Source organism: Lactobacillus helveticus DSM 20075 = CGMCC 1.1877 (assembly GCF_000160855.1).
In the GTDB taxonomy this organism is placed as follows: domain Bacteria; phylum Bacillota; class Bacilli; order Lactobacillales; family Lactobacillaceae; genus Lactobacillus; species Lactobacillus helveticus.
Window position 1 is genome coordinate 71,591 of sequence record NZ_GG700752.1, and the last position, 26,626, is coordinate 98,216.

The window sequence follows — 26,626 nt, forward strand, 5'->3', positions numbered from 1 at the left end:
GGGCAGGAAATAATCCTGTCCTTTTAGTTTGTATTCGATCTAATTTAAATTAGTCTTCAGCAACAAATGGTAATAAGCCCATGATACGAGCTCTCTTAATAGCATTTGCAACTTTACGTTGGTTCTTAGCACTAGTGCCAGTAACACGACGTGGTAAAATCTTACCTCTTTCTGAGATAAAACGTTTCAACAGATCGACATCCTTGTAGTCAACGTAATCGATGTGGTTAGCTGCAATGTAGTCAACCTTACGACGACCGCCTCTTCTTTGTTGAGCCATGTTCTAGAATCCTTTCTCTAAATATTTTTTAGAATGGAAGATCATCATCAGAAATATCAATTGGATCGCCAGAGCCTGCAAATGGATCTTGAGCGTTGTTTGATTGATTATTATTCTGAGCATTATTTTGTGATCCACCATTATTTTGGAAGTTGTTAGTGCTTGGTGCACCAGCATTTCCAGTGTTTGGTGTATAACCACCATTTTGACCGCGGGCTTCACGATCCTTGCGTGATTCGAGCAATGCGAAGTTATCAACGACAACTTCAGTTACATATACTCTTTGCCCATCTTTATTGTCATAACTTCTGGTTTGAATACGGCCATCAATACCAACCAATGAACCCTTTGAAGTAAAATTGCAGAAGTTTTCTGCAGATTTCCTCCAAATTACACAGCTGATAAAGTCTGCGTCCCTCTCACCTTGGCTATTTGTAAATTGACGGTCAACAGCAAGAGTAAACGTAGCAACCGAGATTCCACTCCCAGTAGTACGCAATTCAGGATCACGTGTTAAACGGCCAACAAGTACAACTCTATTAATCATACTTATGCCCTTCCTTCCTAAATCACGAAAACAATAAATTAAAATTACTTGTCTAACTTAACGGTCATTGAACGTAAGATCATGTTGTCAATCTTTGACAAACGACCAAATTCATTAACTGCGTCAGCGTTGTCAGCAGTGAAAGTCATAATGTGGTAAGTACCTTCACGATACTTATCAATTTTATATGCGAAACGACGCTTGCCCCAGTCTTTGGATTCTACCATAGTACCACCGTTATCAGCGATAACCTTGTCGTAGTTTTCTACGAGGGCCTTCTTTGATTCTTCATCAACATCAGGCTTGATAATGTAAGTTACTTCGTACTTTGTAGTTGCCATGACTAATGCACCTCCTTTTGGACTATATGGTTCTTGCTAAAATCAAGAACAAGGAGTAATTGAAATATTACTCTCAATTTCTAATTCTAGCATATAAATAAAAAATTACCAAACAGTTTTTCACGTGATCCTAAATATTTTTTTACTGTTCACTATTTATTACGCAAAAAAGTTTGATAATTTTTTTAAAACTTCAAATTTTTTATTTTTTAATCAATTACTCATTATCATCATTGTCATCTTCATCATCAACTTGATCTTGATCAGCTTCAGATGGAACAATGGTTAAACTTGCAACTTGACTATCATCGCTAACCTTGATTAAGCGAACACCCATGGTGCTACGTCCAGTTTGAGAAACATCCTTAGTCTTAAAGCGAATCATAATACCATCGGTAGTGATAACCATGATGTCCTTGCCCTTGCTAATGACAATTACGCCAGCAAGTGGACCATTCTTTTCAGTGATATTAGCAGTCTTGATACCTTTACCACCACGGCCCTTAACTGGATATTCTGCAGCCGGAGTACGCTTACCATAACCATTTTCAGAAATGACTAATACCTGGTCGTCTGCATCTAATACGCCTGAACCAACTACATAGTCATGATCACGCAAGTTAATTCCGCGAACACCTGCAGCAGTTCTACCCATAGCACGAACATCTTTTTCATTAAAGGTTACTGCATAGCCTAAATGAGTACCAATTAAAATGTTTTGCTTACCGTCAGTAGTAAGGACATTGCTTAATTCATCCCCATCACGCAAAGTAAGAGCAATCAAACCACTATTTCTAATGTTTGAAAATTCACTGACATGAGTGCGTTTTACGGTACCCATCTTAGTGATGAAGAATAAGTAATTATCATCTGCTCCTTCTGGAACGTTGATTACAGTTTGTACCTTTTCGCCCTTTTCAAGTTGAAGCAAGTTAACTACAGGCAAGCCTTTGGCCATACGACCATATTCTGGAATCTCATATGCTTTCTTTGAGTAAACTTTACCAGCATTAGTAAAGAACAAAAGCATGTCGTGAGTACTTGAGTAAATTAGGTGTTCAATGAAGTCTCCATCTTGAACGCCCATACCCTTGATACCTTTACCACCACGGTTTTGGGTCTTAAATTCTTGAATTGGCATTCTCTTGATATAGCCATTATGAGTTACAGTCAAAAGAATATTTTGCTTTTCAATTAAATCTTCGTCTTCAATTGAAACAACTTCACTAGCACCGATTTCAGTTCTACGCTTATCACCAAAACGTTTTTGAATATCTAATAATTCATCGTAAATGATCTTATCGATTCGTTCAGGCTTAGCCAAAATATCCTTGTAGTCAGCAATCTTAGCTTGCAATTCTTTATATTCGGCTTCAACCTTGTCTCGTTCCAAACCGGTTAAACGTACAAGACGCATATCCAAAATTGCTTGAGATTGCTTATCATCAAGACCAAAACGACTAATTAAAGTTGCTTTAGCAATATCACTTGAATGACTGCTACGGATAATATGAACAATTTCATCGATATTATCTAGAGCGATTCTTAAACCTTCAAGAATATGAGCTCTAGCTTCAGCCTTGGCTAATTCGAACTTAGTTCTACGCGTTACAACATCTTTTTGGTGATCCAAATAGTATTGCAACATTTGCTTCAAAGTTAAGTAGTGAGGTGCACCGTCAACAATGGCAACCATGTTCATGCCGAAGTTGGCCTGCATTTGAGTTTGCTTGAATAAATTATTCAAAACAACACTCGCACTAGCATACCGACGAATATCTATGGTAATTCTCATACCAGTCTGGTCAGATTCATCGCGAACACCGGTAATACCATCAATGATCTTTTCACGAGCTAAATCTGCAATCTTTTTAACTAATTCAGCCTTGTTGACCATGTAAGGAATTTCGCTAACGATAATTCTTTCACGGCCACTCTTTTCAGTTTCAATGTTGGTTTCAGCACGAACAACGATATTGCCCTTGCCACTTTCATAAGCACGGTAAATTCCACCGCGACCCATGATAATACCACCAGTTGGAAAATCAGGACCTGGAATAACTTTCATCAAATCCTTAGTAGTCGCATCAGGATTTTTCATCAACATATGCAAACCGCTAATTACTTCACTTAAGTTATGAGGTGGAATGTTGGTTGTCATACCAACAGCGATACCATTAGCACCGTTAATCAACAAGTTAGGAATTCTAGCTGGCAAAACTACTGGTTCATTTTCAGTATCATCATAGTTTCTTTGCCAGTCGATTGTATTTTTGTTGATATCACGAAGCATTTCCACAGCGATTTTACTCATTCTTGCTTCGGTATAACGCATTGCGGCTGGTTCATCCCCGTCGACGGAACCAAAGTTACCGTGACCGTCAACTAGCATGTAACGATATGAAAAGTCTTGTGCCATGTGAGCCATAGCTAAATAAATTGATGAGTCACCGTGTGGGTGAAACTTACCCATAACTTCCCCAACAATTCTGGCACTCTTCTTATATGGCTTATCAGGTGTAACACCTAATTCGCTCATTCCGTAAAGAATACGGCGCTGTACAGGCTTCAAACCATCACGAACATCAGGCAAAGCACGAGCTACAATAACTGACATTGCATAGTCCAAGAAAGAACTACGCATCATGCTAGTTAAATCGACGTTTCTAATTCTACGATCTTGAGTTTGATTATCGTCCATCTAACCTCTCCTATGCATCCAAATTTTCAACATATTTAGCATTCTTTTGAATAAAGTCACGTCTTGGAGCAACTTCATTACCCATTAAGAGTTCAAAGACTGCATCTGCATCCTTGGCATATTCAGGACTTACTCGATCCAAACGTCTATTTTCTGGATTCATAGTAGTTTCCCATAACTGCTCTGGGTCCATTTCACCTAACCCCTTGTAACGCTGTACAACAGGCTTAGGACTTGGCTGCAAACTACCTAAGTAATCATGCAATTCCTCATCAGTATCAAGATACTTAATTACCTTGCCCTGACGGACTTGGTACAGAGGTGGACGAGCGATGTATACATATCCTTTTTCAATCATTGGACGCATGTAATTGTAAAACAGCGTCAAAAGCAAAGTTCTAATGTGAGCACCATCGACATCGGCATCAGTCATAATAATCAACTTATGATAACGTGCTTTAGACACATCAAAGTCCGCACCAAATCCTGTACCTAAAGCTGTAAACAAAGATCTGATTTCTTGGTTGGCCAAAATTCGATCCATTGAAGCTTTTTCAACGTTTAAAATCTTACCTCTGATTGGCAAAATGGCTTGGGTTAAACGAGATCTACCTTGCTTAGCTGAACCACCGGCTGAGTTACCCTCAACGATGAATAATTCAGAAATACTTGGATCATTGCTTGTATTATCGGCTAATTTACCTGGCAAGTTTGCAATTTCCAAACCAGACTTTTTACGAGTAACTTCACGTGCATGCTTAGCAGCGGTTCTAGCACGTTCGGCAAGTTGACCCTTTTCCACAATTTTGCGTCCAACTGATGGGTTTTCCATCAAGAAGCGACTAAAGGTTTCAGAGAATGACTTATCTACTGCTGTTCTAGCATCTGAGTTACCCAATTTTGTCTTAGTCTGCCCTTCAAATTGAGGGCTGGGGTGCTTAACTGAAACAACAGCCGTCATCCCTTCACGGATGTCTTCACCAGAAAGGTTATCATCCTTGTCTTTTAAGATTTTTGCCTTATGAGCATAATCATTTACAACACGAGTCAAAGCAGTCTTGAAGCCGGCTTCGTGCATCCCGCCTTCATAGGTATGGATATTGTTGGCAAAGGTCATTAAAGTAGTTTTGTAGCCATTTGTATATTGCAAAGCAACTTCCACGTCAATGCCGTTATATGTGCTTTCGACATAGATAGGTTCATCAAATAATACTTCCTGCCCCTTGTTCAAAAAGGCAACGTATTCTTTAATACCACCTTCGTACTTGTATACATCGGTTTCGGCACTATCTTTACGCTTATCTGTAAAAGTAAGTTTCAATCCCTTGTTTAAAAATGCAAGTTCACGAATTCTATTCTTTAAGATCTTGTCATCGAAAGTAGTAGTTTCAGTAAAAATGTCAGGATCTGGATAGAAATGAACAATAGTCCCATGTTGCTCAAGTGGCACAGTACCAATCTGCTTCATTTCATCCTTAACGCGGCCGTGATCAAAATCGATGAAATACTTTTTACCGTCACGCATGACAGTTACATCAAGCTTCGTGGACAAAGCATTTACAACAGATGCACCAACACCGTGAAGACCACCTGATACCTTATATCCGCCACCGCCGAATTTACCACCGGCGTGAAGTACAGTAAATACAGTCTCTAAAGCTGGACGACCTGTCTTTTTTTGAATATCTACTGGGATACCACGACCATCATCTTGAACAGTAACACTACCATCCTCATTAACAGTAATTTCAATCTTGGTAGCAAAACCAGCAAGGCGTTCATCAATACTGTTATCAATAATTTCCCACACTAAGTGGTGCAATCCCTGAGAACTAGTTGAACCGATATACATACCTGGTCGCTTACGAACAGCCTCCAGGCCGCCTAAGACTTGAATTTGACTAGCATTATACTTGTCGGCCTCCTTTTCATATTTTTTGACCTTATCAAGATTTTTCTTTGAATTATCAGCCATTTAATTCTCCTTCTCAAAACTAATTTTGCCTGATTGCATGTGGTACACACGCGGCTTCTTAATTATTTCCAAGGAAATTCCCTCTAAATCTGTCGTAGTAATAAAGGTTTGAGTTTTCCCATGAATATAATTAAGCAGTGCACTTTGACGAGTGTGATCTAGTTCACTCATCACATCATCTAATAACAACAACGGATATTCATCAGTTAATTGATGAACCAGTTGAATTTCCGCAAGCTTCACACTTAACGCAATAGAACGTTGCTGTCCTTGCGAAGCATATAAATGTGCGTTTTTGCCATCGAGTTTAAACTCAATATCATCTCGATGCGGTCCTGACGTTGTAGTACCCTTCCGCATTTCAACAGCTTTATTACGTTCAAAGTTTGCTAGTATTTTTTGATAAATCTCTTCAACAGTATCATCAGCCTCAATAGTAGAAACAGATGGGTGGTAAGCTATTGCTAGCTTTTCACCACCCAAACTGATATGTGCATATGCATTGCTGGCATAGTGACTTAAATAGCGCAAAAATTTAAAGCGCCGAAAAATCACTTCCGCTGCAATGCCTGCAAGTTGATCCGATAATACATCTAAAAAGACTTGATCTTTTGTTTTTCCTTTAGCAAGTTGCTTTAGATAATTATTTTTCTGAAGCAAAACTTGGCGATACTTACTAGCAAAGTATAAATATTCCGCATTTATCTGTCCGAATTCTTGGTCCATAAACCTTCTCCGCAAAGCCGGAGCACCCTTTATCAACTCCAAATCTTCTGGAGAAAATAAAATAGCATTAAGCTGACCAACATATTTCGATAACTTAGCTTGCTCAACACGGTTTATCCACACTTTTTTACCCTTTTGGGTAATCAGAACGCGCAAGGTTAAATCAACCTGACTTTTTCGCACATGACCTAGCAAATTTGTGTATTCTCCACCAAAACCAATCAGCTCCTTATCCGAATTGGTTCGATGAGATCTAGTCAAGGCTAAAAAATAAATTGCTTCCAAGAGATTGGTTTTCCCCTGTGCATTTTTGCCAATAAAAATATTGACGTTAGGATCAAAATCGATATCAAGCTTCTTCAAATTGCGAAAATTTTGAACTACGAAATGATCAAGATACATTAATCTTCCCGCCGAAATTCATATTCCTGTCCATCAACTAGCAGATGATCTCCAACGCGAATTTTTTTACCTCTACGATTCTCAAGTGCTCCATTTAAAGTTACTGGATTATCCTGGAGATAAAATTTAGCTTGTCCACCTGATGAAATAATGCTTTCTTCTTTAAGGAATTGCCCTAAAGTTATACAGTCGCCAACAATTGTAAAATATTTGATGATGCTCACCTTCAATACTCTTTTTACCTATATAATTATATTAGTTTTCAGGCCAAATAACAAACTTAAAACGCTATTTAAGGCGTTTTCTGCGGTTTTTAAGTAAATAAACTGATCACACTTATTCAGAATAAAAAATACGAGAACGTCGATTTTTAGCTTTTAACAGAAAAGCAAATAAAAAAACTGCCCATTTTTAGGGCAGTTTTTTATCACCTAAATATTGTGTACTCAATTAGTATGTTCTAACTGGAGTGATTAATTGAACAAATTCAATATTATCTTTACCTGGATTGATGATGAATGGACGAAGTGGTTTAGTAAAGCTCATTACCACTGAATCAGTAACAGATGCTCTAAGGGCATCACGCATGTAATCAGGGTTAAATGAAATTTGTAAATCGTTTCCTTCCAAATTTCTAAAGCTTACGTCTTCTTCCACATTCCCAATTTCTGCAGACTTACCAGATAATTTTGCAGTTTGATTTGCAGTATCCAAAGTTAAGGTTACTACGTTATTGCGGCCTGCGTGAGTTAACAAACTTGCACGTTCAAGCGCACTGGACAATTCTGAAATATCAAATTCAACACTAGTAGTCTTTTCAGTTGGAATTAAGCGATCCGTATCTGGGTAATTGCCGTCAAGTAAGCGTGAATAGAATGAAAGATTGCCAATTACAAATAATGCTTGATTGTCTCCAGGACAAATCTTTACTTCTGGATCTGTTTCACCAATAATTCTGGCTAATTCTTGCAAACTCTTACCTGGAATAATCAAATCAGTTTCTGCTTGAGGTCCGTTTTCTAAAGCAATGGTTCTTTGTGACAACCGGTGCGAGTCAGTTGCTACTGCTTTAATGTTAGTTGGATTAAAGAAGAACCGAACACCAGTCAAAATAGCTCTAGTTTGATCATTTGAGGTAGCAAATTGAGTTTCATTGATAATTTCACGGAAAGTTTTACCAGAAATAGTAAATGCAGCATTGTCAGGAATTTCTGGCAAACGTGGATAATTATTCGCATCTAACCCATTAATTGTAAATTCACTATTTTCAGATACGATTTGAGTTTGGAAACTTTCTTTTACTTCAAATGAGAAATCTTTACCCGGCAATTTTTTAACGATTTCACTGAAAAATCTAGCAGGTAAAACAATTGAACCTGTAGATTCTACATTTAAATCTTCATTTACAGGTATTTTAATTTCAATGGAAATGTCTGTATCGCTACCAGTTAATGTTAAATCAGTATCTGTTAAATCCAATTTAATACCACTAAGAATTGGAATAGTTGCTCTTGAGGAAATGGCTCGCATTACATTATTCAAGTTTTCGATAAACAGATTACGATTAATTGTAAATTTCATTGTTATCCTCCTAAGTTACTTTATATTAATTATATATTTAATTAGTAGTAGTAGGGCCTGTGAATTTTGTTGAAAACTCATTAGAAGCCTTAAAATAACGGAATTAGAGCGGTTAAAAACTATGTGTAAAACTCTGAAAGTTATCCACAGTGAATAACTTAAAGCTAGTGTTCAATCATTTGTTTTAAATCAAATACTGCACTTTTAATTTCTGTATCTGTTTTTATCTGCTTGTCGATTTTATCATAGGCATGCATCACTGTGGTATGATCTTTGCCGCCAAATTCTTGTCCAATTTTTGGCAAACTAGCATCAGTTAATTCTCGAGATAAATACATCGCTATTTGCCGTGGTACTACAATCTGCCGTACACGCTTTTTACCCTTTAATTCAGCAGTTGAAATTTGGAAATAATTTGCGACGACTTCTTGGATCTTAGATATTTGCAAGCCCCGATTTTTTTGTACTAATTTGAGATCAACTAGAGCTTCTCGTGCTAGGTTGACGTTTATATCTGCCCTTTCAATAGTTGCGTATGCCTGAACCTTAACAAGAGCACCTTCGAGTTCTCTAATGTTAGTGTCTACTTGAGAAGCAATATAATCCAAAGTATTGTCATCAATGACTAGGCCTTCTGCTTCTGCCTTTCTTCGCAAAATTGCAATCCTGGTTTCAAGATCTGGAGGTGTGATTTCAACCTGTAAGCCCCATGTAAATCGCGAAACTAAACGCTCTGATAGATCAGGAATTTCAGTTGGCAGACGATCACTCGTCATTACAATTTGCTTTTGATCATTATATAAAGTCTCAAAAGTATGGAAAAATTCTTCCTGAATACCCTCTTTTTTGGCAAAAAATTGAATATCATCAACTAGCAGCAAGTCACAAGTCCTGTATTTTTCGCGGAATTGGTCTTGTGTTTTATTTTTTATGGAATTAATAAAATCGTTAACGAAAGTTTCACTCTGTATATAGACTACTTTTGCATTTGGTCGTTCAGCGAGCATTTGGTGACCAATCGCTTGCATTAAGTGAGTTTTTCCAAGACCGACTCCACCAAAAATAAATAATGGATTATAAAAACTACCAGGGCTGTCCGCTACGGCTAATGCAGCACCGGCAGCCAATTTATTTCCTTCACCTTGAACGAAATTGTCAAATGTATATTTTTCATTTAACTTCAAATTTTTAGTAAATTGCTTGGGTGCTCTTTTTTCTTGTCGTAATTGAATAGCATACCTAGGTTCTGGAGTAACGATTCGCTCAGGGCTGTCGTTATTTTCATTTATTTGGAATACAGGTAGGATTTCGATTCCAGCATATCCATAGGCGGATTGAATTAACTGTGAAGAAAGATTTTTTTCCCAATATCCTTTTGCTACAGGATTTTGAACTAAAATTTTCAATTCGTGTGTATTTTTATTGTAAAAAATAGGTTTAGTATTTTTAAACCATGCATTATAAGCAACTTCATTAAAACGAGCTCGCATTTCATCGTTAAAATGTTGCCAAAATTTTTCAATGTCGAACAATGTGTATTCCCCCCCCAATAGTAAAAAGCACATTAAGTGTATCATTTTATATAAAAGTTTTCCACAAGAGCAAAAATAATTAACATGATCAACAATCTGTGGATTATTTTTATATAGATATGCACATTTTGACATGGCTAAATGCAAAATGTTACTTTATGCACATTTGTGCTGTGGATTACTTTTGTTATTGTATCAGTAGTTAAATGCTATTACCATATGCGTTATCCACATGGTGTGAATTATTTTTTAAACACCCTGTGGGATGTGGAAAAAACTGGGAATTAATCTGTGAATTTCTTTTTTGTGAAAAATAATAATTTTTTTATCCACATAAAAAATCCTTATTTTTGATTTTGTTTTTAAGCATGCAGATGTGCTTTTTTAAATAAATACTTGGTTTTTGCGGCTATTCGTGCTATTCTTAATAAGAAATTGTGTATTTAGCACAAAGATTTTATGGAGGTGCAGTTTACAATGACAACTAAGAGAACTTACCAACCTAAGAAGCGTCACCGTTCACGTGTTCATGGTTTCATGAAGCGTATGAGCACATCAAATGGCCGTAAGGTTTTAGCAAGACGCCGCGCAAAGGGTAGAAAAGTCTTATCTGCTTAAAACCACTGAATCCCAGTGGTTTTTTTAGTCTACATAGAGTGGAATGAAACGTTTTGAGAAAGTCTTATCGAGTAAAATCTGAAAAAGATTTCCAGCAAGTTTTCGAGTCTGGTAATTCAGTAGCCAATCGTGCTTTTGTCATTTATAAGGTAGAAAAACCAGAAAATAAACATTTTCGGGTAGGTATTTCTGTCGGCAAAAAGGTTGGTCATACTGCAGTTGCGCGTAATCGACTCAAGCGTTATATTCGGGCCGTAATTGATGAAGAGAAGTTGGAGATTGATCCCCAAGTTGATTTTTTAATCATTACACGGCCTTATGCTCGTAATTTTGATATGGTCAAAGTACGAAAAAACTTGCTTCATGCATTAGCTTTGGCTCATATTATTGAAGAAATGCCAGATGAAGTTGAGGAAAATTAGATTGAAGGACATTCTGACCAAGAGAAATGTCAAACGTCTTCTTGCCGTTTTAGCTTTGATTACACTTGCTGTCGTTTTGACAGGATGTGCGGCTCAAAGTGCAAACGGTCATGTTGCACCAGTTTTACATAACAGTGGAAATTGGTGGGACAGATGGATTGTTTATTACATGTCAGCTTTCATTTTGTGGTTAGCTAAGTTAATGGGCAATAGCTATGGATGGGCAATTATTGTCTTTACCATTATTATTCGTGTGATCTTGTTGCCTTTGAATGCTATTTCTATTCGAAGCACAACAAAGATGCAAGGGATTCAACCACAAATTAATGAGTTGCGTAAGAAGTATCCAGGACGTGACACTGAATCAAGGACACTATTACAACAAGAAACTAACAAACTATATAAAGAAGCAGGAGTAAATCCATATACTGGATGTTTGCCTGTTTTGATTCAATTGCCTGTTATGTATGCTTTGTATGGTGCGATTTTACGTACACCACAGTTGCAAACTGGTCGCTTTTTATGGATGGATTTGAGTAAACCGGATCCTTATTACATAATGCCGATCTTGGCAATGGTTTTCACTTTCTTGTCTACCTACATTAGTCAGTTAGCTACGCCTAAGTCAGCTCAAAATGGGATGACCAAGGTAATGACTTATGGAATGGCGATCATAGTAGGTGTAATGGCATTGAACTTCCAATCAGCTATTACTCTTTACTGGGTTATTTCCAACTTGTTCCAGGCAGTTCAAACCTTTATCTTGCAAAATCCTATTAAATTTAAGAAAGAGCAAGAGGCTAAGGCAGAAGCTGAACGTGAGCGTAAGCGTAAGATAAGAAAAACTTACAAGCGTTTAGGACGCAAAAAGAGATAAAAGAGTATCAATCTAAAATGATTTTTAGATAAAGTAGTCAAAGTGCTTTATCCATCATGTTTATTCGTGGTGGTATAATGCACTTTTTTTATTGAGAAAAGGTGAAATTATGGCTCAAACTTTAACAGAGTTCGATACAATTGCTGCAATTTCAACCCCTATTGGCGAAGGCGGAATTTCCATTGTGCGGATGTCGGGTGAAGATGCAGTAAAAATTGCTAATGAAGTTTTTAAAGGTGCAGATTTAACTAAAGTACCAACGCATACCATTCATTACGGTCATATTGTTGACCCTGATACTGATAAGACTATTGACGAATCAATGGTTACAGTATTGCGTGCGCCTAAAACTTTTACACGTGAGGATATTGTGGAAATCAATTGTCACGGTGGGATCGTAGTTACGAATCATATTTTGCAGCTTTTATTAAGTCATGGCGCACGTATGGCCGATCCAGGTGAATTTACAAAACGTGCTTTTGTTAATGGCAGAATCGACTTAACTCAGGCTGAAAGTGTGATGGATATTGTTCGTGCTAAAACGGACAAGGCACGTCAAGTTGCAGTCGGCCAACTTGCTGGGGGTCTTTTACATAAAATCCAAGCAATGCGCCAAGAAATCTTAGATACTCTAGCTAATGTGGAAGTAAATATCGATTACCCAGAGTATGATGCGGATACCGTTACTGCTAAGCAAATGACTGACACAGCTAAATCAGTGATTAAGAAAATCGATCGACTATTAAAAACGGCACAAGAGGGTAAAATCTTGCGTAACGGTCTTGCAACTGCAATTGTGGGGCGGCCTAATGTGGGTAAGTCATCACTGCTTAACTACCTGACTCAGAGTGATAAGGCGATTGTAACCGATGTGGCCGGAACCACACGAGATACACTCGAAGAATATGTATCTGTAAAAGGTGTACCTCTAGAATTAATTGATACTGCTGGAATTCACCATACGGATGATAAGGTTGAAAAAATTGGAGTAGAAAGATCGAAGAAAGCTCTCGATCGTGCGGATTTAGTACTTTTACTGATTGATGCTAGTCAAGAATTGACTGCTGAAGATAAGGCCTTGATTGAAGAGACTAAGGATAAGAAGAGAATTATTGTCTTGAATAAATCTGATTTAGGACAAAAGATAACAGTCGATGAGATGAAAAAACAAACTGGCAGTGATGTTATTTTAACTTCGATTTTGAAGGAGAAAAATCTTGATAAATTAGAAGAATTAATCAACAAATTATTCTTTGCAGGCATTGAAAATTCTAATGATCAAGTAATGGTTACTAACCAGCGTCAAACATCACTTTTAACTAAGGCTAAAAAAGAATTGCAAGATGTTGTACAGGCAGTTGAAGATGGCATCCCAATTGATATTGCTCAAATCGACTTTACCGGGGCTTGGGACACCTTAGGTGAAATTACTGGTGAAAGCGCACCTGATGAATTGGTAACGCAATTGTTTAGTCAATTCTGTTTAGGAAAGTAGGGAAGAGAATGATTAAAACATATGATTCAAATGAATATGATGTAATTGTTGTTGGAGCAGGTCACGCAGGCTGTGAAGCAGCATTGGCAAGTGCACATATGGGGCAAAAGACCTTGCTTGTGACTATTGGTTTGGATATGGTTGCATTTATGCCATGTAACCCATCAGTTGGAGGCCCTGCTAAGGGTACCGTTGTCCGTGAAATTGATGCTTTAGGCGGACAAATGGGTAAAAATATTGATGCTACATACATTCAAATGAGAATGTTAAATACCGGTAAAGGTCCTGCTGTGCGTGCACTTCGTGCGCAGGCTGATAAGTGGCAATATCATGAACATATGAAGGATACAATTGAAAATACGCCTAATTTAACCTTGCGTCAGGCAATTGTAGATCAATTGGTAGTTGAAGATGGCGTCTGCAAAGGTGTAATTACCAATACTGGCGCTAAATATCACGCTAAAAGCGTTGTGCTTACTACTGGTACCGCAGCACGTGGCAAGATCATTATTGGTGAACTTACTTATTCTTCAGGTCCTAACAACACAACTCCTTCAATTAAGTTGTCAGAAAATCTAGAAAAGCTTGGTTTTAAGCTTCGTCGTTTTAAGACTGGTACGCCTCCACGTGTTAACGGCAATACGATTGATTACTCTAAGACTGAGGAAGAGCCTGGCGATAAGACACCACGTCATTTCTCATATGAAAGTAAAGACGTTGATTATTTAAAGAATCAAATTTCTTGTTGGATGACTTACACCAACAACGGTACTCACGAAATTATTAGAGAAAATCTTAATCGTGCACCTATGTTTAGTGGAATTATCAAGGGCGTTGGTCCACGTTATTGTCCTTCTATTGAAGATAAGGTAGTTCGTTTCGCTGATAAGGATCGTCACCAAATTTTCCTTGAACCAGAAGGCAGAACTACTAAGGAAGTTTATGTAGGAGACTTTTCAACTTCAATGCCAGAAGAAATCCAATTAAAGATGGTTCACTCAGTTGCCGGACTTGAACACGCTGAAATGATGCGCCCAGGTTACGCAATTGAATATGATGTAGTTGAGCCATGGCAATTGAAACATACCCTTGAAACAAAGAACATCAAGCACTTGTTTACTGCAGGTCAAATGAACGGTACCTCAGGTTACGAAGAAGCTGCTGGACAAGGCCTTATAGCCGGCATTAACGCAGCTCTCAGTGCACAAGATAAGCCTGGCTTTACTTTGGGCAGAAACGACGCCTACATCGGTGTTTTGATCGACGACTTAGTAACTAAGGGTACCAATGAGCCATATCGTTTGCTTACTAGTCGTGCAGAATACCGTTTGATCTTGCGTCATGACAATGCTGATTTGCGTTTGACTGAATATGGCCATGAACTTGGCTTGATTTCTGATGAACGTTACGAAAAGTTCGAAGAAAAGAAGCAAGCCATTAGGGATGCAAAAGAAAAATTACATGAAATCACAGTTCATTTAAGTGATGATGTGCAAGAATTTTTGAAGAGCATTGGTCAAGAACCAATGAAGGCTGGAGTTAAGGCAGATGTCTTTTTACGTCGTCCTAACGTGAAAATTGCAGATATTGAACGTCTCACTGGTGAAAAGATTCCTGGTGATCGTTACGTCAAGGAACAAGTTGAAATTGGCATTAAGTATGCTGGCTACATCAAGAAAGAAGAAACCAGAATTGCTCGTCTGAAGAGACAAGAAGCTAAGAAGATTCCTGCAGATATTGATTATGAGATGATCGAAGGCTTAGCAACTGAAGCAAGACAGAAGTTTGAAAAGATTCGTCCTGAAACATTAGCTCAGGCTGAAAGAATCTCAGGAGTAAACCCAGCTGACTTGGCAATTTTAAGTGTATATATTCAAAATGGACGCTATTCTAAGGTTAAAAAATACGAAGCAGAAGATTTGAAGCCATTTAGTTACTTTGCAGAAAAGTATGGCTTGGAAGCTGATGCTGAAACAGGTGCATCACAATACTAATTTTGAAAGATGTTTTAATTCAATTGACCAAAAAGCGAGATATTTCCTAGGAAATATAATCTTTTAGTTTCGCTTTTCTTCGTCTAAAACGTATAATAAAGTTTGATAAATTGTAATTAAATGGAGGATATTTAAAGATATGCAACAATTCGGCGTTATCGGTTTGTCCGTTATGGGTAAAAACCTCGCTTTAAACGTTAGAAATCACGGCTTCTCAGTTTCTGGTTTTTCAATTGATAAACCAGAAGTTGATGCTTTTGCAAAATATGAAGACGATAAGTTGAAGCCATGTTACACATGGGAAGAATTTGTAAATTCACTTGAAAAGCCACGCAAGATTTTGATTCAAATTATGGCTGGTGATCCAGTTGATCAAACTTTGCAAAAATTGCTTCCATTATTGGACAAGGGCGATATTTTAATCGATGGTGGTAACTCAAATTACCACGATACTAACCGTCGTTACCACGAAATGGAAAAGCATGGCATTCACTTTATTGGTATGGGTGTTTCCGGTGGTGAAGAAGGTGCCCTCAATGGTCCTGCTCTTATGCCTGGTGGTGATGAAGCAGCTTATGAAAAGGTTGCTCCAATTCTTGAAGCTATTGCAGCTAATAACAAGGAAGGCAAACCATGTGTAAGTTACATGGGTCCAGAAGGTGCTGGTCACTATGTAAAGATGGTTCACAATGGTATCGAATATGGTATCATGCAAGAATTCTCAGAAGTTTACAACTTGCTTCGTGACGTTGCTCATAAGAGTGACGATGAAATGTCCGCAATTTTTGACAAATGGAACCACGGTAAGGTTGAAGCATACCTTAGTGAAATTACTTCTAAAGTATTAGCTCAAAAAGATGATTTAACTCCAGATCACGTTATCGATCATATCTTGAACGTTGCTTCATACAAGGGTACCGGTAACTGGATGCTTGAAGATGGTGTTGCGCTTGGTACTCCAGCAACTGTTGTAGCTGAAGCCGTTATGGCTCGTTTCATGAGTAAGCAAGCTTATTTGGCAGTTAAGAGTGGTATTAAGCCTACTAAGTTTGAATACAAGGGTGAAATTCCTGATAATTTAGTTGATGAATTTGAAAAGACTTTGCAATTGGCTCAAGCTGTCGCATACGCACAAGGCTTCCAACAATTAACTATGGCTGCAGAAGCTTACAATTGGGATTTGCGTTACAAGTCCATCGCCCAAGACTGGGAAGCAGGCTGCATCATTCGTTCCGCAATGCTTAAGGATATCGAAAATGCATATTCAAAGGGCAACAAGCTGATGAACTTGTTCCAAGATGACTACTTCAGAAAGCTTATGGAAGAAAACCTTCCAGCATTAAGAAAGTCAGTTGAATTTGCTACTAAGGCTGGCGTTCCAACTCCAACTTTGAGCGCAGCTCTTAACTACTTGGAATCAATCATTAACCCAGATTTACCAGCAAACCTTATTCAAGGTAAACGTGACTACTTTGGTGCACATACTTACCAAAGAAATGACCGTGAAGGCACATTCCACACTGAATGGTATGAAGAAAAATAATTAATCTGTTTCACATGAAACCAAAAACCAGCTAAATCTTAGCTGGTTTTTTATTGTACAATAGAGTTTGTCGAAATTGTTCAATTAAAGAGAGGATTATATGAAAGACGAGGGAAATAAAACCAATATAAAACTACTTTTACAAGCATTAGTAGTTGGTATTTTTACTGGTATAGTAGTTGGACTATTTAGGTTTGGAATTGAAAAAACGTCAGGCTTTTGGCTGCATTTGTTTCAACTAGCTCATAGTAATCCACTATGGTTCATTGTGATTATTATAGGCTTTATCGCAGTAGCCGTAATTGCAGGCTATTTTGTAAAACAGTATCCGCATGTGGGAGGATCTGGTATTCCTGAAGTAAAATTGCAGCTTCAAGGGAAGTTATCTCTGCAGTGGTTCCCAATCTTATGGCGTAAGTTAATAGGGGGTATTCTGGTAATTGGTACAGGTCTGTTCTTGGGACCAGAAGGCCCTTCATTACAACTGGGTTCAACTATTGGCCAAGGTGTTGGACAAGGTTTCAAGCAGAATAAGTTTAATTCACGAATTTTATTAGCAACCGGTGCTGCTAGTGGTTTGTCTGCAGCATTTGGGGCACCTCTTAGTGGAGCCCTATTTGTACTAGAAGAAGTTTTCCATAATTTTTCTCCACTTGTTTGGATGAATGCTTTAGCTGGAGCAATCGCATCAAACTTGGTAGTGTCTAATATATTCGGTATTCGGCCAGCACTTGGAATCTTATATAATTATTCATTCCCAATTGTGCTCTATTGGCATTTGATTATTTTAGGGATCTTATTAGGTGTTCTAGGTCATTTATACAAAGTCGGATTATTTAGTTTGAAAAAAGTTTATGCAAAAATCACGTTTTTACCACGCTGGCTGCATGGTTTAATACCTTTAGCAATCTTAATTCCAATAGCTTACTTTTGGCCATTGATTACAGGTCCAGGTAATCGCTTGATTTTGGCAATGCCACATATAATTACAAAAAGTGGATGGGGCTTAGTTGGAATGTTAGCCTTTTTCTACGTTATGAGAATTGTCTTTTCAATCGTAGCTTATGACTCTGGTTTACCAAGTGGTATCTTTTTGCCAATTTTGACTATGGGTACCTTAATTGGTGCAACTTATGGCTTGTTCATGGTTCAGCTTGGGTTATTGCCTCAACGTTTAGTAGTTAATTTAGTAATCTTCTCGATGGCAGGGTATTTTGCCGCAATTATCCGCGCACCATTTACTGCAATTATTTTGATCACTGAAATGGTTGGCTCATTGTTGCACTTAATGCCTCTTGCTGTTGTTGCATTTATTGCCTTATTAGTTGATGAACTTCTTGGCGGCAAGCCTATCTACGGCCTTTTAGCAGCCGCTATGGACAAGCACAGCGATCGTAAGGTTAACTATACTGGTCAAGCTGATCAAATGGTTCTGCCAGTCTATGAGAGCTCTAGATTAGTTGATAAAAAAGTATCGGAAATCAAATGGCCTGAAGATACGCGTGTAAGTACTATCCGCCGGGATGGGGATGAAATTATTCCTAATGGTCAGACCTTTATCCGCGGTGGTGATATGTTGATTCTGGAATTTGATTCAAGTCAACGTGGTGCAGTTTATAGTAAGATGAAACAACTGCAGGGCGTTGAGCTTGATGGTTAATGAAATTAAGTGACATCAATAGATGCCGCTTTTTTCTTGCAGAAAAATGGTTCTTAGTGGATACTTGAACTTATACAGAAAAGAGGGATAGATGTGAATAAATTAGTGCAGGTTACATTGAATGCCGATCAAGAAAAATATAATTTAGGCGGGGACGAGAGCATTACTTTTATTGATGCTAATTCTTACTATATTGGTCAAATTGTAGCCCGTGAACACGGCTGGATTGTTTTAGAATCAGTTGATCAAACTAGCAATCAGGGCGGAATTGTTTTTATAAAAGAAGATCAAATAGCTAAAATAGAAGACGATACACCCGTACTGCATTATTATGCAACCACTGAAATTAAAGATCCTTTTGATATGAAACACTTAAATAGTCCAGTAAAGAATTGGGATTTTACTGATATTTATGACTTGCTGATCAATGTTGCCGATGCGCAGCGTTTTGCGACCTTTGAGGTTGATACGGGCGTAACTTACACTGGTTTGATTACTCAACTTGATAAAAAAGAGGTTCGTATTTTAGAGAAAAATGGAACTTCTATAGAGCATTTTGCTACAGTTATTCCTCTTAAAGATATTGTTTGTGTCGATGTGAATAGCATCGATAATAACTTGTTTTTGCACTACTTAAAGCAAAAACAAAATTATGATTTTAATGAGCTGAAGCTTGTAGAAATTTATTTTGATTATACTTTTGATGATCAATTTGGCAATTTTGTGATTGGTAAGGTGCTTAAGTATGATGAAGATAATATCTTGCTTGAAAGTTTAAACGAGCTAGGCCAAGTTGAATCTATTGCTGTGATTGCGCGTCGACATGTTGCTCATGTCACGGAAGAATCTGAAAGGCTAAATTACTTTAATTATTTAGTTAACTGGCAACAAAAAAATCATAGTTTTGATCCTGATAACTTAGAACGTTCACTCAATCTTAATGGTCCAATTAAATCGATTACTGAAGTAATTGAAACTTGGCCAGATGATCATGTGATAAAAATTAGTGATTCTATTTACCATTACCCAGACCGCTTGGGCTTAATTGCTGACCGCGGTGATGAGGGATTTGATTTGAAGATTTTGACTGAATATGATTTAGGTGAGATCAGTGATCATAATTATGATGATCTAATTAGTGTTGATTTAGCTGGCTCAGAGATGATAGAAATGCAACGTTTCATCGATCATAAATAGTTAAATAAGTTGCTAGTAACTCCGTAATTTTTATATAATGGGGAAAACGAAAGGAAGATGAGTTATGGGATTAACTTTTGACAACCCTAATAATTTACAAAAGATGCTTGATCGTTTTGCGACTGTTCCAGATCCAAAGAAAACGCCAAAACACAAGGATCCAGAAGAATTACTTAACAAAGATTCTAAAGATAAAAAGAAGAAAGATAAGAAATAACTAAAAACGAGATTGCATTCGCAATCTCGTTTTTTGATTTATAATTATTCAGTTTTTTGTTCTTTTTTCATGAACTTAGGTAATGTTTCTGGTGCCCAGATAAGGCAAACGATAAATGCAAAGAGCAATACGATTGCACAAACCAACATAGCAAGTTTTGCACCACCGACATTAGTTAGAACAGATAATAAGAAAGTACAAGCGGCTGCACCAAAACGGCTAATCGTGATACACGTGCCGACTCCTGTGCCTCGGACTTTAATATCGAATAACTCAGTAGGATATGGGTAATCTAGCACGAGTCCTGATGAAAGGATGATTGCAAAAATGGTGAAGATAGTTAACTTAACCATTGAATTTAAACCAGGAACTAGGGCAAAGATACCGAATAAAACGGCTGAAGTTAAGAAGTTTCCAACTAAAAAGGCGCGGCGGCTAATTCTATTAAAAATAAAGATACCGAATAAAACGTCGACAAACATACCACCGTTATAGATAATTCCTGAAATATTGCTGTCAGTAATATTCATGCTGCTAAGCAAGATCGGTAAGAAAATACTAATACCAAAGAATGAGAATGCTTGGCACGCATAGAAGATACCACCTACTAAAGTACGGCGTAAATATTTCTTTGAGAATAGTATTGCCCAGGAAATATTTTTAGGTGTCTTCTTTTTCTTCTTCATGAAGCGTTTAGGCAAACGCCATTTGCGGCCCATGTGCTTACTGATGATTTTATTAGCTTTTTTAACTTTGCCTTTACTTGCAAGCCAAGTAGGAGAAGCAGGTAATGGGAAGAAGCTTCTGAATAATGCAGTAATAATTGCTGGAACAGCACCAGTAGCTAAAATTACTTGCCAAGTATATGCACTAAAGCCAGTAATGAGAGTACCAGCTATGTATGACAAAATAAAACCAATTGTCCAGTAGATTAATAAATGACTTTGTCGTTTACTGTCTTCGTCTTTAGGAAGCCATTCTGTTAGTAGAGAATTCCCTACGGTATAGTCAACAGCGATCATTAAACCGATTCCGATTCTAATGATAAAGGTTAAGAGCAAATTGGCCGTTAACAAGTGAAGCAGGGTTAAACCTGCAAGAATATACATATTGCTCATTAATAGCTTGCGTCGACCAATTTTATCAGAGAGTCGCCCGATTAAAAGACTACCGGCTAACCCAATCAATGAACCAGCACCGATTAACCCGGTCCATAAATTGCTGATATTGATATATTTAGCTACGTTTGAAAGTGCAGTACCACTTATACCTAATGCATAACCACAGGCTATTTGACCTAGCACAACGGCGATCATCACCCTTAGGTGAACCGGCATTAGCGGAGCGCGTTTATAATTCTTTTTAGTTTTGATAATTTTTTCACGTGTAGTTTGGGTATATTATTTTCCATAAGAGCAAGCACAGCTTGCTTATCAATCAACTCCGTAATTAATACAATAATATAATGTTAACAAAAGATTAAAATATCTGCTTCTTAAGCACCTGCAATTTTTGTTTTATTCAGCAACAATGAACTAGTTACAACTGAGACAGAACTAAAGGCCATTGCTAGACCTGCTAATTCTGGACTAAGAGTTAAACCCAAGCCCATGAATAAGCCAGCAGCAATAGGAATGCCGATAGTGTTGTAAATAAGGGCCCAGAAGAGGTTTAATTTAATTCTATTAAAAGTCTTCTTAGAAATCTCTAAAGCTCGTACAACACCCATTAAATCGTTTTGTACGAGGACAATACCACCTGATTCAATGGCAATATCTGTACCTGAGCCCATTGCAATACCAACATCGGCAGTGGAAAGGGCGGGAGCGTCGTTAATACCATCACCGACGAAGGCCACCTTATTGCCTGCATCTTGCAATTTTTTGATTTCATTGGCTTTTTCAGTTGGCAAAACGCCGGCGATTACTTGATCGATCCCAACTTCTTGGGCAATTGCTTCGGCAACATTTTGATTATCACCTGTAAGCATAACTGTCTTCAAGCCACGCTTCTTCAGTTCGGTGATCGCTTTCTTTGAACTTGGTTTTGGCACATCTTGAATGGCAATCAGACCAATAATGATTTGTCCTAAACCAACATAAACTACGGTTTTAGCTTCCTTTTGCAGTTGAATAGCTTTTTCTTTCATTTCCTGGGAAATAGCAATATCTTCAAGCAATTTATCACTACCAACAAAGGCCTCTTGATTGTCGTAATTTGCTTTAATGCCTTTACCTTCAATTTCCGCAAAGTTCTTTACACTTGCTAAGGCGATTTTATCTGCTTTGGCTTTGTTAACGACAGCCGTTGCAAGTGGGTGTTCGGAATTTTCTTCAAGACTAGCTGCAATAGTTAAAACCTGTTTTTCATCACCAACAATATCGGTAACTTGAGGTTTACCAACAGTGATCGTACCAGTCTTATCGAAAACAACGGTGTCAATGTCGCTAACTTCTTCAAGGACTTCACCGTTCTTGATTAAAACGCCCATCTTAGCGCTACGTGCGGTACCAACCATTAAAGCAGTTGGAGTAGCAAGACCCAATGCACATGGACAAGCAATCACTACTACAGAAACGGCAAATAGCATGGCATTCGCAACAGTTGCACCGAGGAAGACGTACCAGATCACGAAAGTAATAATTGCGATGATTAAAACAGCTGGTACAAAGATATTTGAAATCTTATCAGTTAAATTCTGGATAGGTGCATGGCTAGTTTGAGCCTTTTTAACCAAATCCACAATTTGAGCAAGCATCGTGTCGCTGCCAACTTTAGTTGCTTTAAAAGTGAAAGTACCATTAGTGTTGATGGTTGAGCCAACAACTTCGTCACCTTTTTTCTTAGTGACGGGCATGCTTTCACCAGTAACCATTGATTCGTCAATAGTAGTTGAGCCATCGACGATAACACCGTCTACCGGAACTTTTTCACCTGGCTTAACGCGAATGATGTCGCCTGGCTTAACTTGATCAAGTGGAACCTTAACGAACTCACCGTTACGCTCGACTTCGGCATCTTTTGCTTGTAGATCGATTAATTTAGCTAAAGCGTTGGATGCATTGTTATGCATCTTTTCTTCCATTGCATCTCCAAGCAAAACAAAGACCGTTACAAATGCAGCACTTTCGAAGTAAACTTCACGGCCAGTAAACATGGCAAAGATGCTATAGAAATAGGCAACAGAAGTACCGACTGCAACCAGAGTGTTCATGTTTGCCTGATGATGCTTAAAAGCAGCCCAAGCACTAGACCAGTATGGCGAAGCTGAAATTGCCATAATAATGGTAGTCGTGATGAAAGCAATCCAATTATATCCTGGCATCATCCAATGAAACGGCATGGCAAACATTTGAATAAGCATTGGAATGGAGAGGGTAAAGGATATCCAGAAGCGCTTAATATTAGAAAGTTTCATTATTTGACTACCACTTTTCCATGAAACATGTCCATGCCACATGCGTAGTTATAAGTACCTGGTTTGTCAGTTGGAATATCGATGGTTACTTCTTTTTGACCATCGAGTTTAGTGTCGAAGTTTAAGTCTTTTGAAAGGACTTCATTCATACAGCCCATGTTGTCTGATGGAATAAATTTTAATTGAGCTGGCTTGCCTTGCTTGAAGGTAACAACTTCTGGCTTGTAACCATGATTCTTAGCATTAACAACAACTTTTTTAGTTTGATTCTTTGAAAAAATACTCATTATTTAACAACAACCTTTCCATGAAACATATCCATCCCGCAGGCAAAATTGTAAGTGCCTTTTTTATCAGTCGGAATATCAATAGTAGTAATTTTTTGTTTAGTTAAATCCTTATTTACTCCAAGTTGCTCAAAGACTACATGAGATAAACATGCAGTTGAGTCCCTCATATCGAAGTTAACTTTGGCAGGTACACCTTGCTTTAAGACAACGGTAGAAGGAGAATACCCACCTTTAACAACGATATTTGCTTCTTGAACGCCTTGATCAACACTGGCAGTACCAACGGCTTCTTGGTGTTTGCCGAAGAACCACCAGAGGATAAAGCCGATTAAAATCACCGCTACAATTAGCGTGATAATTTGAGCTATAGTCATTTTTAACACCTCCTAACCCATCTTTTCATTGCCTGGCAGGCAATTGCATGGCACCATGTCCGGTGCGTCTTTTTCTTTGGTATCAATAAATCCTTTTATTTTAGATAAATCGCTTTTTGAAATAGGTGAGTTAGCAATCAACTGCAATAAAACTTCACCTTTGTGCATATCGCACATGCGATTTAACAATTCTTCTGCTGCCTCGGTCATTACTTGAGTTTGATTGACGTTAGCTGAATAGATAAAATGTCTGCCTTCTTTAGTTGTATGAAGCAGATCTTTTTTAACCAGGCGGCGCAGCAGAGTTTTTATTGTAGACTCGGACCAGTCCTTTTTTGCCTGCAATTCTTGAATTATTTTGGTAGAACTAACAGGTTCAAGTGTCCAAATAATTCGCATGACTTCCCATTCGCTGTCGGAAATCGTGCTTTTATTTTCTTGAAGCTTAACCATTTTCTCCTCCTTTAGTTTACATTTGTAAATATAAACTAAAATTTTACATTTGTAAACTTAAATGCAATAAAAAAAGAAAGATTGTCAAAATCTTTCTAAATTAATGAATAAATAAGCTGATTATTAATAATACAAACGCGATCCAAACGGCATCGATTAAATATACTAAAATCTTAATCCAGATCTTCTTATACAATTGTCCGGTTTCAAAAAGAAAATACAATGCCACTCCAGCTAGAATTACTGCGAAGGTGGTTGCAGAACTATTATGAATATTCAAATAAAAGAAGATTCCTGCGATTGCCGAGGTGATTAAAGTACCGATAATCCAAAGTGCATTTTTGCTTAATTTCATGTTAGTCACTCCCATAAGTCTGTTCCATGTGAAACTTAATAAGGCTATCATACCAAAAAAAGGCGGTTAACCAATAATAGTTAACCGCACTTTTCTTTTTCTATAAATTAGTTACTAAGAAGAATATGATAAATACCACAAATAGGATATACATCATTGGTGTAACTTTCTTGTAACGCTTAGAAGCAATCATAGTGATAGGGTAAGCAATCAAACCTAATGCTAAACCATCTGAAATGCTGTAAGTAAGTGGCATCCCTACAACTGTCAAAAATGCAGGAACGGCAATTTCAAATTTATCCCAGTCAATCTTCTTTAAATTACTTGCCATTAACACACCAACAATAATTAAGGCAGGAGCTGTAACTGTAGTTGGAATAACTTGAAGAAGTGGACTGAAAATCATACTGATCAAGAAGAAGATACCAACGAAAATAGCAGTCAAACCAGTACGCCCACCCATTGCGATACCGGCACTTGATTCTACAGAAGTACCAAGTGGTGCAGTACCAAAGACAGCGCCTTCAACCATGGCAGTTGAATCAGCTAAGAACGCACGACCAATGCGGGGAATCTTACCGTTTTTATCAACCATGCCAGCTTGTTCGGTCATTCCGATTAAAGTACCAGCAGTATCAAAGAAAGTTACCAATAAGAAGGTCAAAACGACCATCCAAAGTTGAGCCGTATTGATGTCTTTAATGTGAAAAACGGCTTGACCAAAAGTTGGTGCCATACTTGGAGCACCTGAAATAATGCCGTGAGGCAATGAGATTTGACCAATAATCATACCAAAAATGGCGGTTACGATCATTCCGATAAAGATTGAACCAGGAAAATTCATTGCCATCAAAACTACAGTTAAGATTAATCCGAATAAAGTGATCCAAACAGCAGGGTTACTGAATTTACCTAAGGCAACTAAAGTTGAATCGCTGTTAACGATAATTTGACCATTTTTCAAACCGATAAAGGCGATGAACAAGCCGATACCAGCAGAAATTGCGTATTTCATGTCTTGGGGAATGGCATCAACTACGATTTCACGTAATTTAAAAATCGTAATCAAAATAAATAAAACAGAAGCCACAAGAACGGCAGCCAAGGCAGTTTCCCAAGAAATCTTCATTCCTACACAAACGTTGTAGGCGAAGAAGGCACCACTACCCAAAGTTGGTGCTAAGGCAATAGGATAGTTGGCAATTAACCCCATCAAGAAACAACCTACTGCGGTTGCAACTGCAGTAACAGTAAAGGCTGCACCTTTAGGAATACCTGCTGCATTTAAGATATTAGGGTTAACAAACAAGATGTAGGAGAGGCTGACAAAAGTGGTTAACGCTGCGATTAACTCACGTTTGACGGTAGTATGAGCATCTTGTAAATGAAAGACTTTATTTAACAATGTCGTTGACTCCTCCGTAAAAAACAATAGACAACAAAAAAACAACTTCTACCATCAGTATAGTATGGTAAAAGCTGCCTTACAAATTATGACCTCAATTGCCTATAGTCCTGAATTTCTGGTTCAGGGTAGAAACTGTCGACCTTATTTCGACGATATATAGATATCACGTTAGTCGTATTCTAGCAGAGTTTTATTTTTTATGCAATGTGGTAACAAATTA

General features: G+C 37.8%; 25 protein-coding genes and 1 riboswitch. Of the genes, 9 read left to right on the top strand and 16 right to left on the bottom strand.

Annotation, left to right across the window (positions count from 1 at the left end; translation table 11 throughout):
• Positions 1–49: 49 nt before the first annotated feature.
• From rpsR to dnaA, 9 genes are all read right to left on the bottom strand, one after another.
• Positions 50–280, bottom strand: a complete 231-nt coding sequence (gene rpsR / locus HMPREF0518_RS00320) for a 30S ribosomal protein S18 (RefSeq protein ID WP_003624901.1) — start codon at positions 278–280, stop codon at positions 50–52.
• 28 nt (positions 281–308) lie between these two features.
• Positions 309–827: a single-stranded DNA-binding protein gene (gene ssb / locus HMPREF0518_RS00325; protein ID WP_003624902.1), complete on the bottom strand. Its 519-nt coding sequence runs from the start codon at positions 825–827 to the stop codon at positions 309–311.
• Between the two features lie 44 nt (positions 828–871).
• Complete coding sequence (gene rpsF, locus HMPREF0518_RS00330) at positions 872–1,168, bottom strand: 30S ribosomal protein S6 (RefSeq protein WP_003624905.1); 297 nt, start codon at positions 1,166–1,168, stop codon at positions 872–874.
• A gap of 217 nt (positions 1,169–1,385) precedes the next feature.
• Positions 1,386–3,869: a DNA gyrase subunit A gene (gyrA, locus tag HMPREF0518_RS00335; RefSeq protein ID WP_003624907.1), complete on the bottom strand. Its 2,484-nt coding sequence runs from the start codon at positions 3,867–3,869 to the stop codon at positions 1,386–1,388.
• A gap of 10 nt (positions 3,870–3,879) precedes the next feature.
• The gene (gene gyrB / locus HMPREF0518_RS00340) at positions 3,880–5,844 is read right to left on the bottom strand and encodes a DNA topoisomerase (ATP-hydrolyzing) subunit B (protein WP_003624909.1); all 1,965 of its coding nucleotides are present in this window, start codon (positions 5,842–5,844) and stop codon (positions 3,880–3,882) included.
• Positions 5,845–6,972, bottom strand: coding sequence for a DNA replication/repair protein RecF (recF, locus tag HMPREF0518_RS00345; RefSeq protein ID WP_003624911.1), 1,128 nt, complete (start codon positions 6,970–6,972; stop codon positions 5,845–5,847).
• Entirely contained in the window at positions 6,972–7,196 is a 225-nt protein-coding gene (gene yaaA / locus HMPREF0518_RS00350) for a S4 domain-containing protein YaaA (protein WP_003624913.1), read from the bottom strand. Before yaaA ends, recF begins: the two co-directional genes overlap by 1 nt.
• Before the next feature lie 226 nt (positions 7,197–7,422).
• Positions 7,423–8,553 carry a DNA polymerase III subunit beta gene (gene dnaN, locus HMPREF0518_RS00355; protein WP_003624915.1) on the bottom strand — a complete coding sequence of 377 codons (1,131 nt, stop codon included), beginning with the start codon at positions 8,551–8,553 and terminating at the stop codon, positions 7,423–7,425.
• 164 nt (positions 8,554–8,717) lie between these two features.
• Entirely contained in the window at positions 8,718–10,085 is a 1,368-nt protein-coding gene (gene dnaA / locus HMPREF0518_RS00360) for a chromosomal replication initiator protein DnaA (protein WP_020828856.1), read from the bottom strand.
• Positions 10,086–10,562: 477 nt separating this feature from the next.
• On the opposite strand from dnaA, the gene rpmH reads away from it, so the two are divergent.
• The 9 genes from rpmH to HMPREF0518_RS09955 all read left to right on the top strand — a co-directional run bounded on the left by rpmH (position 10,563) and on the right by HMPREF0518_RS09955 (position 20,108).
• On the top strand, positions 10,563–10,703 hold the full coding sequence (gene rpmH / locus HMPREF0518_RS00365; protein WP_003549412.1) for a 50S ribosomal protein L34: 141 nt from the start codon (positions 10,563–10,565) through the stop codon (positions 10,701–10,703).
• Between the two features lie 53 nt (positions 10,704–10,756).
• Positions 10,757–11,125, top strand: a complete 369-nt coding sequence (rnpA, locus tag HMPREF0518_RS00370; protein WP_003624919.1) for a ribonuclease P protein component — start codon at positions 10,757–10,759, stop codon at positions 11,123–11,125.
• Position 11,126: 1 nt separating this feature from the next.
• Complete coding sequence (locus HMPREF0518_RS00375; protein WP_020829442.1) at positions 11,127–12,002, top strand: YidC/Oxa1 family membrane protein insertase; 876 nt, start codon at positions 11,127–11,129, stop codon at positions 12,000–12,002.
• 109 nt (positions 12,003–12,111) lie between these two features.
• Positions 12,112–13,497, top strand: coding sequence for a tRNA uridine-5-carboxymethylaminomethyl(34) synthesis GTPase MnmE (gene mnmE / locus HMPREF0518_RS00380; RefSeq protein WP_003624923.1), 1,386 nt, complete (start codon positions 12,112–12,114; stop codon positions 13,495–13,497).
• An 8-nt stretch (positions 13,498–13,505) separates the two neighbouring features.
• Entirely contained in the window at positions 13,506–15,491 is a 1,986-nt protein-coding gene (gene mnmG / locus HMPREF0518_RS00385) for a tRNA uridine-5-carboxymethylaminomethyl(34) synthesis enzyme MnmG (RefSeq protein WP_003624926.1), read from the top strand.
• A gap of 139 nt (positions 15,492–15,630) precedes the next feature.
• Positions 15,631–17,034 carry an NADP-dependent phosphogluconate dehydrogenase gene (gene gndA / locus HMPREF0518_RS00390; protein ID WP_003624927.1) on the top strand — a complete coding sequence of 468 codons (1,404 nt, stop codon included), beginning with the start codon at positions 15,631–15,633 and terminating at the stop codon, positions 17,032–17,034.
• A 100-nt stretch (positions 17,035–17,134) separates the two neighbouring features.
• On the top strand, positions 17,135–18,694 hold the full coding sequence (locus tag HMPREF0518_RS00395; RefSeq protein WP_003624929.1) for a ClC family H(+)/Cl(-) exchange transporter: 1,560 nt from the start codon (positions 17,135–17,137) through the stop codon (positions 18,692–18,694).
• A 93-nt stretch (positions 18,695–18,787) separates the two neighbouring features.
• Positions 18,788–19,891 (top strand): hypothetical protein, encoded by a 1,104-nt coding sequence (locus tag HMPREF0518_RS00400; protein WP_003624931.1) that lies wholly within the window; start codon positions 18,788–18,790, stop codon positions 19,889–19,891.
• Between the two features lie 64 nt (positions 19,892–19,955).
• Positions 19,956–20,108 (top strand): SPJ_0845 family protein, encoded by a 153-nt coding sequence (locus tag HMPREF0518_RS09955; protein ID WP_003624933.1) that lies wholly within the window; start codon positions 19,956–19,958, stop codon positions 20,106–20,108.
• Positions 20,109–20,152: 44 nt separating this feature from the next.
• Here HMPREF0518_RS09955 and HMPREF0518_RS00405 read toward each other — a convergent pair whose 3' ends face one another.
• The 7 genes from HMPREF0518_RS00405 to HMPREF0518_RS00435 all read right to left on the bottom strand — a co-directional run bounded on the left by HMPREF0518_RS00405 (position 20,153) and on the right by HMPREF0518_RS00435 (position 26,403).
• Complete coding sequence (locus HMPREF0518_RS00405; RefSeq protein ID WP_003624935.1) at positions 20,153–21,445, bottom strand: MFS transporter; 1,293 nt, start codon at positions 21,443–21,445, stop codon at positions 20,153–20,155.
• Between the two features lie 158 nt (positions 21,446–21,603).
• Positions 21,604–23,526 (bottom strand): copper-translocating P-type ATPase, encoded by a 1,923-nt coding sequence (locus HMPREF0518_RS00410; RefSeq protein ID WP_003624939.1) that lies wholly within the window; start codon positions 23,524–23,526, stop codon positions 21,604–21,606.
• The gene (locus HMPREF0518_RS00415; protein WP_003624940.1) at positions 23,526–23,813 is read right to left on the bottom strand and encodes a cupredoxin domain-containing protein; all 288 of its coding nucleotides are present in this window, start codon (positions 23,811–23,813) and stop codon (positions 23,526–23,528) included. Before HMPREF0518_RS00415 ends, HMPREF0518_RS00410 begins: the two co-directional genes overlap by 1 nt.
• Complete coding sequence (locus tag HMPREF0518_RS00420; RefSeq protein ID WP_003624945.1) at positions 23,813–24,190, bottom strand: cupredoxin domain-containing protein; 378 nt, start codon at positions 24,188–24,190, stop codon at positions 23,813–23,815. Before HMPREF0518_RS00420 ends, HMPREF0518_RS00415 begins: the two co-directional genes overlap by 1 nt.
• 12 nt (positions 24,191–24,202) lie before the next feature.
• Positions 24,203–24,643: a CopY/TcrY family copper transport repressor gene (locus HMPREF0518_RS00425; RefSeq protein ID WP_003624946.1), complete on the bottom strand. Its 441-nt coding sequence runs from the start codon at positions 24,641–24,643 to the stop codon at positions 24,203–24,205.
• A 100-nt stretch (positions 24,644–24,743) separates the two neighbouring features.
• Positions 24,744–24,998 (bottom strand): hypothetical protein, encoded by a 255-nt coding sequence (locus HMPREF0518_RS00430; RefSeq protein WP_023193014.1) that lies wholly within the window; start codon positions 24,996–24,998, stop codon positions 24,744–24,746.
• A gap of 100 nt (positions 24,999–25,098) precedes the next feature.
• Positions 25,099–26,403 carry an NCS2 family permease gene (locus HMPREF0518_RS00435; protein ID WP_023192413.1) on the bottom strand — a complete coding sequence of 435 codons (1,305 nt, stop codon included), beginning with the start codon at positions 26,401–26,403 and terminating at the stop codon, positions 25,099–25,101.
• 85 nt (positions 26,404–26,488) lie between these two features.
• Positions 26,489–26,586: riboswitch (purine riboswitch) on the bottom strand.
• Positions 26,587–26,626: the final 40 nt, after the last annotated feature.